A 7616-nucleotide genomic window follows, 5' to 3' on the forward strand; every position below is an offset into this window, starting at 1 on the left:
AAAGGAACCCAGAACGACTCCAAGTACTGCAACCCGGAGGTGGATCGCCTGCTGAACGAGGCGCGGCTCACGCCGGATGTTGAGGCACGTAAGAGCCTCTACAACCAGGCACTGGGAATCCTGCAGAGCGAACTGCCGATCATCTACACCTATTATTCGCCTCTCATTTACGCAGTGTCGAATCGTGTCGCCGACTTCAAACCCTATCCCGACGGCATGATCCGCCTCCGGGGCGTCCATCCGGCCAAATAGGTAGCATTATGCTAGCGCATCGGACGATCGGTTAAGCCTATCTGCTTCATGATGGAGTAAAAGCCGCGCTGCGCATCAGCCCCACAACTTCCATCGCCCGAGTGAATGAATATGCCAGCCGAGGTCGATGGTTCAGGAGGCTGTGGGGCAAGCAGGCAGCGGCTTACCGCCCGCCACCATCTGATTGCTCAGCTGCACTGAGCTTCCGCCGTCTTCGAACAGTTCAATTATCTCGAAGCCAAGGCGGAGGCTCAGCGCTTGTGGCACCAGTGCAGGCCGCCTCGACACAAGCCGCGAGGCTTCCGAAATGGAAGCCTCGTCCCGTGAGGCCCGGGCCGTAATGGGCGTACTTGCCGGAATTGGTCATGATCGTTTCAGCTGTCGGTGGAACGACCGGCTCGGTGATCATGCACCAGCAGGTATCCGTGACCAACTGAACCCCGAAGCACTCGAGCTCCGACAGGATCCCGGCTTCCCGTATCTTGTCGTGTGTTGCGCGCCCACAGGTCACGACAACCGTTACATCCTTATGCTTCGTGCGACCGCGGCAGAGAGCGGCGAGCTTTTCGCATTCGCTGAAGGAGAAATGCGGATTGCCGAGCGATACGAGATCGACTGAAAAACCGGGGGCGCTGTCGAGCTCGCGCCAGCTCCGAAGCAGGTCCTCAATGGAAATCTCGACAGTCGGAACGCTTGTCCCGCCGGTTGCATCGTTCAATGTCACTGCCTCGGGTGTCACGCCGAGAATGTGGAACATGGGTGCGCTTGAGGTGGTCGCGAACGCAGCCCCGAAGGCCTTGAGGTCATCCTGTGAGGGTGCAGCCTGTTCAAGCCCAGTCAGGACAGGAATCCGGTTCGCGGCCACGAGGCCGACGTGATAGCCGAGCAACGGGTAGAACGCGTCGTCAAAATCCTTGAGCTTCGGCACATTGATTTGGAGAGCCGCCCTCCGGCCGCTCTCAATATGACATCCAGCCAAAGGTGCGCGGCCCGTGAGCGCAATGCAGATATCGAGAAAATCGGGATATTTCATCGTCCGTGCGCCGAGCACGCTGTTGGCATAGACCACGGCGTTGGACTCAGCCCAGACGATCTGTTCGCCCTTTTGCGGCGCAGATTCGAGGAGATAGGGCGCACACGTGAACGTGGGGTGCGCCCCCATATCGATATACGCGTCACCCAACTGGCTCGCCGGCTCTCCAAAGGCTGGATCGATGCCCTGTACACGCCAGCGGCGGTGATCGACGGAGATGGAATTCAGGGTCGTCGGCACCGTAACCCTCCCGCCCCAATCCCGCAATTGCTGCGCGAACCTCAGCGACCCGTGACCGGTGTAGACGCAGCCATCGATATGCGCTTGCGTGACGTCGATCAGCTGATTGGCGCCTTGCAGCTGAGCCATGCGTAGAATGATTTTCATAGCTACCTGCGCGGCCTTACCGTAGGTGCCATCCAGATATGCCTCATCCGCTTTGCTTAAACTGAGATCAGAAACATTGTTTCTCGGTTCTCTTTCGGCAAGCGGCAGCACCCGCACAGCGTCGGGATCATTGCCACATACGACGCGATTGCCGTCAACCCGTGCAGAGCGTGCTGTGGTTACCTGAAGGAATTCTCTTGGGTTGAGTACGACAACGGGAATGGATTTCCCAAAGACTTCTTCCGCGATCACAACGCCGAGGGTGAGGATATCGTCTTCACGCTCGACCACTATGGCTGCCGGTCCCTTTCCCGTGAGAAGAAGCTCCAGGATAACCCCGCTGCCTGAGCAGGAGCCACGTCCACCGGGAATGACAAGCACCTTGCCTGTCAGGATCTGGCCACTCAGGGGATGATGCCGGTCGATGACTTCACCGCTGAATGGATCGACGCCGCCCCAGAAGCTTAACTCCACATCGCTTGCGATGATTTCTCCCGAAGCCTCGCCATGAACGAAGGCGGCACCGGAGAAAACGGCCTCGTTCATGGCGGTTCCTTTCATTGGCGAGGCAGGAGAGCTTGCAGGTCGTCGTAGAGCGCCTTGGGAATGCGCACCCCGTTTACCTTGCTGCGCTCACGGGCCTCATAGCGGCGCTGCGAGGGCAGGCGTGCGCCCTGTCCGACGATCGACTTGAACATCGTTTCGGCCCGGGCCACGTGCTGCGCGGCATCGGTGCCGAGGAACACCTTGGGATCGAAGGCGAGGATCAGTTCGCCATGACAGGGGGTGGCGCCGACGCCTTCATCGAAGGCCATGGATTCCGCGCTCGTCATGTCGCCGATCAGAGGGCCCGCCATCAGCTCGATCATGGCCGAGAGTGCCGAGCCCTTGTGGCCGCCGAAGGTCAGCATGGCGCCCGCGAGAGCAGCCGCCGGATCGTTGGTAGGATTGCCCGCTCGGTCGACGGCCCAGTCGGTGGGAATGGGCTTGCCTGCGCGCCGGTGCAGCTCGATCTCGCCCCGGGCAATGGCGCTGGTGGCGAAGTCGAACACGAAGGGCGGTCCATCGGGGCGCGGCCAGGCGAACGCGATCGGGTTCGTGCCGAACACGGGCTTACTGCCGCCCGCAGGCGCAACCCAGCTGTGGCTCGGGGTCATGGCGAGCGCCACGAGTCCGTCCGTGCTGATCGCCTCCACCTCCGGCCAGAGAGCGGAGAAGTGATAACAGTTGTTGATCGCCATGGCGGCGAGGCCCGTCCGGCGAGCCTTCTCGACGAGCACTGGCTTGCCGCGCTCGAAGGCGAGCGGAGAGAAGCCGAAACGGGCATCGACGCGCACGACGGCGGGCGCGTGGTCCACCACGTCAGGCACCGCGTTCGGGTTGACCTTGCCCTCCTTCACGGAACGCACGCAGCCGAGAAGCCGGTACATGCCGTGGGAATGACACTCGTCGCGCTGGCCGGCATAGACGACGCCCGCGATAGCATGTGCATGGTCGTCGGAAAGACCGCCTGCCGTGAGAACGTCGATGCTGATCCGCTTGACCTCGTCCAGCGGGAGGGTGACTTCTTCATTCATTCGTCTAGGTCCGTTCGTGTCCGAGGCTTGCCAAAAGTGGCTTCGACAGGTCTACATCGGCGGCCAGGTATCCGACAGCCTGTAGCCATCAGGCCAAGGATCGTCGGGATCGAGCATGTGCTGGTGGGTGCCGGTGATCCAGGCGCGTCCGGAGATCGACGGGATGATGCCGGGCCTTCCACCCACCGTCACCTCGCCCTCGATGCGGCAGATGAACTCCGAATCGATGATCGAGCGCCCCACGAAGCTGTCGCCGACCTTCAGGATGCCGCGCGCGTGAAGCACCGCCATGCGGGCCGAACAGCCCGTGCCGGTCGGCGAGCGGTCGATCTTGCCGGGCCGCACCACCACGGCGTTGGCGCCGTGCGGAACGCCGTCCCGATCGACGAGCGGCGCCGCAATCTGGCAGAAGGAAATGTGATCCCAGCCCGGAAGCTCGGGATGTCTGAAGCCGATCTGCTCGTTGGCCGCTCGAGTGATCTTGATGCCGATCGCGGCCAGATCCTTCGCCTCGTCGGGGCGGATCGAAAAGCCGAGCGCCGTCGCATCCGTAATGACGAAGCTGTCGCCGCCATAGGCCGTGTCCACGGTGAGCGTGCCAACCCCCTCGACTTCGAGCTTCACGTCGAGCTTGTCGGCGAAGGAGGGCACGTTGCGGACCGTGATCCGCTCCGCTTTGCCAGCTCGGCAGGCTGCCGTGACCTCGACGAGACCGCCTGGCGCCTCGAGAGTGAGCCGGGTTTCCGGCTCCTGCATCGGGATGATGCCGGTGTCGAGCAGAACCGTGGACACGCAGATGGAATTGGAGCCCGACATGGGCGGGGTGTCAGCGGGCTCCATGATGATCCAGCCCATCTGCGCCCGCGGGTTCTTCGGTGGCACGAGAAGGTTCACGTGCCGGAAGACACCACCGCGCGGCTCGTTCAGCACGAAGTTGCGCAGGGTTTCGTCTCTGGCGATAAAGCGGGACTGCTCCCAGATTGTGTCGCCTGGAGGCGGCACGACGCCACCAACGATCACATCACCGACCTCCCCTTCCGCATGGCAGCTGACGACATGAACAACTTTCGACGTGCGCATTGAGCTCTCCGAGCAGGGGCTGTCTTACGATGAGTTTCCGCCAGGTCGATCCCTGCACCGTCAAAGAACCGATTTAAGGAAGTCGATGGTCTCGGGCTTCTGTGGTCTTCCGATCACCTGCTCAGGAACGCCGATCTCATGAATCAGGCCCTTGTGGAAGAAGGCGACCCGGTCGGACACATCCCGCGCGAAGCGGATTTCGTGGGTGACAAGGATCATGGTCATGCCCTCTTCCGAGAGCATCTTCAAGGTGTCCAGCACCTCGCCCACAAGCTGCGGATCGAGTGCCGAGGTCACCTCGTCGAAGAGCATGTAATCCGGCGACATGGCGAGCGCCCGTGCAATGGCCATCCGCTGCTGCTGGCCGCCGGACAGCTTGGAGGGATAGACCTTCAGCTTCTCGCCCAAGCCCACGTGAGTGAGCTGCTTGACCGCAATCTCCTCCGCTTCCCTCTTGCTCTTGCCCAGTACCTTGCGGGGCGCGAGCATGACGTTCTCGAGCACAGTGAGGTGTGGAAAGGCATTCCACTGCTGGAATACGATGCCGATCTTCTGCCGTAGTTTGTTGAGATCAGTTCCGCGGGCATGCACATCCGTGCCGTCGACAAGGATCTGCCCGCCTTGGATTGGCTCCAGACCATTGATACACATGAGCATCGTGGACTTGCCTGAGCCCGAACCACCAATGACGGACAGCACCTCACCCTTCTGAACCGAGAGGCTGACGCCCTTCAGCACCTCAAGGCTGCCGAAGTTTTTCCGAACGTCTTTCAACTCAATCATCTTCGCGCCACCGCTTTTCGAGCCGTGCCCCAAGCCGTGCAATCGGGAAGCTCATGAGGAAGTAGATCAGGCCTGCAATCGACAAAACGAAAAGCGGCTCCTGAATGCGGGTCACAATCACCTGGGACGCCCGCAGCAATTCGACGATGCCGATCCATAGAACGAGCGCTGTGTCCTTCATGACGCCGAGTGTCAGGCCGATCCAGCTGGGCAGCGCAACCCGCAAGGCCATGGGAAACACAATGTTCGTCAAGTCCTGTGTGTAGGTCATGCCCAAGGAGCGGGCGGCCCGACGCGTGGTGGGCGGGACAGCCAGGATGCCGCCGCGCACGATCTCGGCACAGTAGGCCGCCGTGTAGAGGGCAAGCACCACGCAGCCTACCGTGAAGGCAGATACCTGGAGCTTGAGGATGGACTTGAACGAATTTGCGAGCACGAACTGGATCAGGAGGGGTACCGAGCGCAGAATATCTAGCACGAACCCGATCGGCGCATTGACCCACCACGGCGACGTGGCACGGATGAGACCAAAGAGCATGCCCAAGATGGTGCCGCCGAGCACTGCCCAAAATGTGATGGTCAGCGTCGTTCCCGCACCCTGAAGGAGGAAAAGTACGTCGTTCCAGGTGAGACTTGTCTCGAACATCACAACCTCCCTTAGTACCGGAACAGGCGCCAAGCGAAGAGGCGCGACGAGAGGGTGATGAGCTTGGCCAGAAGGTAGTAGATGACAGCCGCGATGGCGAAGAACTCGAAGGTACGGAAGGTGCGCACGTTCAGGTCTTGTGTGACGCCGGTGAGATCGGTGTTGAGGCCGACCGTAACGCCAAGCGAGGTCATCAGCAGCGCCCAGACCATCTGGTTGGTCATGGGATAGAATACGATGCGAAACATCTGCGGCAGCACGATGAGGCGGAAGGCCTGTGGTGCGGTCATGCCGAGTGAGCGGGCGGCGCGTGTTTGGGTATGCGGGATGGCGCGAAGGCCGCCGCGGAACGTCTCGGCTAGATAACCTGCATTATTGAAGGCGATGCCAGCGAGAAGCGCCACGTAGGAATCCAGGTGAATACCGAAGGAACCCAAACCGAAGTAAGTCATGTAGATCTGAAACAGGGCAGGCGTGTTGCGCGCAAGCTCGACCCAGCCGGTTGAGAAGCCATAGAGGAATTTATTATCTGACTGGCGGCCGAGCGCAAGAAACACGGCAAGGACGACGCCGATCACCATCGACAGTACGGCAATCTGGAGAGACACCAGAGCGCCCCACAGCATGTCGGGAAGGGCGTTGAAGGCCGGGCGCCAATGAAATGTGTAATTCAGCATGATGAACGCGGTCCAAACGACTGAGGTGCGCTGAGAAGAGCGGAGGTTCTGCTTGCCTCCGCCCGTTCAGCGGCCAATCAGCGATAGACGCCTTTGACTGTGAGGTCCGGCGCCTCGCCGCCACCCACCCACTTGTCGTAAAGTTCTTGGTAGCGGCCAGTGCGAACCTGCTGATTCACGAAGAGGCTGAGGTAGTTCAGCAGGCCCTGCTCCTGGCGCAATCCAATCAAGGCGACATAGTCAGTCACGTAGGGGGCATCGCCCTTCACCACGAAGCCCTTGAATTTGCCGGACTTGACCGTGGCCTGAGCCACCGTGTTGGTAACAACGGTTGCGTCGATCTGGCCCTGGGAGAGTGCGAGGAACACGTCAGCCTGGGTCTGGTACGGACGGAAGGAGCCGCCACCCCACGCTTTCACGTCCTTCTCGAGGGCAATCGCCTCGAAAGTGCCGGAGGTCGAACCGGTCTTCTTGCCCTTTAGGCTCTCATAAGTGTCGATGCCTGTTCCTTCCTTGGTAAGGACGACCATCTTGAAGGCAAAGTACGGGATCGAAAAGCCGATGGTCTTGGCGCGCTCCAGCGTGTCGGAAGTCGAGGCAACGCCCACGTCTGCACGATCCGAGACGAGCGCCGGGATCCGGTCCGGGAACGGGGTTTCGACGATCTCGGCCTTCACGCCAAGGACTTTGGCAAGATCGTTGCAGGTGTCGACGTCGAAGCCGACTGGTTGGTTCTTCTCGTCGCGCGAGCCCATCGGCGGGAAGTCAAGTGTCACGGCACAACGCAGGGTGCCAGAGGCAATGATATCGTCGAGCTTGTCTGCTTTGGCAGGCATGGCGGCGAGCATGCCAATGAAAATAGCTGCCGCTGTTGTCCTCAGTTTCATTATTTAGTTCCCTATTGATTCATGTCCGAACCCGGCAATCCTCGCCTAGGATCAGCGCGCAGGACATTCGCATATTGGATACAATTTGCAATATGGAAATTTTTCTTTGAGGACTAGAGCATCGGACTGGAAATCCGACTCCCGGGTTTTTGCCTGGCGCGATCTGTGATTCACTCTCTGGACCGGGAGGTAGATCATGGGTCACTGCTATTCTCTCGATCTTCGGGTGCGGGTGGCTGACTTTGTCGAGGCGGGCCATTCCTGCCGGGCGGCAGCAGGGCACTTTGCCGTCAG

At 60.5% G+C, this 7616-nt stretch carries 8 protein-coding genes and 1 pseudogene; 2 read left to right on the top strand and 7 right to left on the bottom strand.

Annotation, left to right across the window (positions count from 1 at the left end):
• Positions 1-252: pseudogene (locus tag ILT44_RS29275) on the top strand (ABC transporter substrate-binding protein); the annotation flags it as partial.
• Between the two features lie 223 nt (positions 253-475).
• Here the strand turns inward: ILT44_RS29275 and lhpI are convergent.
• The 7 genes from lhpI to ILT44_RS29310 all read right to left on the bottom strand — a co-directional run bounded on the left by lhpI (position 476) and on the right by ILT44_RS29310 (position 7322).
• Complete coding sequence (lhpI, locus tag ILT44_RS29280; RefSeq protein WP_239468620.1) at positions 476-2233, bottom strand: cis-3-hydroxy-L-proline dehydratase; 1758 nt, start codon at positions 2231-2233, stop codon at positions 476-478.
• Complete coding sequence (locus ILT44_RS29285; RefSeq protein ID WP_204243135.1) at positions 2230-3249, bottom strand: Ldh family oxidoreductase; 1020 nt, start codon at positions 3247-3249, stop codon at positions 2230-2232. The genes lhpI and ILT44_RS29285 overlap by 4 nt, the downstream gene beginning before the upstream one ends.
• Positions 3250-3300: 51 nt before the next feature.
• Entirely contained in the window at positions 3301-4329 is a 1029-nt protein-coding gene (locus ILT44_RS29290) for a trans-3-hydroxy-L-proline dehydratase (protein WP_204243136.1), read from the bottom strand.
• Between the two features lie 60 nt (positions 4330-4389).
• Positions 4390-5112, bottom strand: a complete 723-nt coding sequence (locus ILT44_RS29295; RefSeq protein ID WP_204243137.1) for an amino acid ABC transporter ATP-binding protein — start codon at positions 5110-5112, stop codon at positions 4390-4392.
• On the bottom strand, positions 5105-5758 hold the full coding sequence (locus ILT44_RS29300; protein ID WP_204243138.1) for an amino acid ABC transporter permease: 654 nt from the start codon (positions 5756-5758) through the stop codon (positions 5105-5107). Before ILT44_RS29300 ends, ILT44_RS29295 begins: the two co-directional genes overlap by 8 nt.
• A gap of 11 nt (positions 5759-5769) precedes the next feature.
• Complete coding sequence (locus tag ILT44_RS29305; RefSeq protein ID WP_204243139.1) at positions 5770-6435, bottom strand: amino acid ABC transporter permease; 666 nt, start codon at positions 6433-6435, stop codon at positions 5770-5772.
• 77 nt (positions 6436-6512) lie between these two features.
• Positions 6513-7322 (bottom strand): ABC transporter substrate-binding protein, encoded by an 810-nt coding sequence (locus ILT44_RS29310; RefSeq protein ID WP_204243140.1) that lies wholly within the window; start codon positions 7320-7322, stop codon positions 6513-6515.
• Between the two features lie 196 nt (positions 7323-7518).
• On the opposite strand from ILT44_RS29310, the gene ILT44_RS29315 reads away from it, so the two are divergent.
• A partial coding sequence (locus tag ILT44_RS29315) for an IS630 transposase-related protein (RefSeq protein ID WP_204243141.1) occupies positions 7519-7616 on the top strand: 98 nt, incomplete at its 3' end.

Origin of the sequence: Microvirga arvi, assembly GCF_016892765.1 — a bacterium.
Taxonomy (GTDB): domain Bacteria; phylum Pseudomonadota; class Alphaproteobacteria; order Rhizobiales; family Beijerinckiaceae; genus Microvirga; species Microvirga arvi.

What these genes read in the sequence shown, in the direction of transcription:
- lhpI (WP_239468620.1), bottom strand. Translation starts at nt 2,233, where the DNA reads ATGAAAGGAACCGCCATGAACGAGGCCGTTTTCTCCGGTGCCGCCTTC.
- ILT44_RS29285 (WP_204243135.1), bottom strand. Translation starts at nt 3,249, where the DNA reads ATGAATGAAGAAGTCACCCTCCCGCTGGACGAGGTCAAGCGGATCAGC.
- ILT44_RS29290 (WP_204243136.1), bottom strand. Translation starts at nt 4,329, where the DNA reads ATGCGCACGTCGAAAGTTGTTCATGTCGTCAGCTGCCATGCGGAAGGG.
- ILT44_RS29295 (WP_204243137.1), bottom strand. Translation starts at nt 5,112, where the DNA reads ATGATTGAGTTGAAAGACGTTCGGAAAAACTTCGGCAGCCTTGAGGTG.
- ILT44_RS29300 (WP_204243138.1), bottom strand. Translation starts at nt 5,758, where the DNA reads ATGTTCGAGACAAGTCTCACCTGGAACGACGTACTTTTCCTCCTTCAG.
- ILT44_RS29305 (WP_204243139.1), bottom strand. Translation starts at nt 6,435, where the DNA reads ATGCTGAATTACACATTTCATTGGCGCCCGGCCTTCAACGCCCTTCCC.
- ILT44_RS29310 (WP_204243140.1), bottom strand. Translation starts at nt 7,322, where the DNA reads ATGAAACTGAGGACAACAGCGGCAGCTATTTTCATTGGCATGCTCGCC.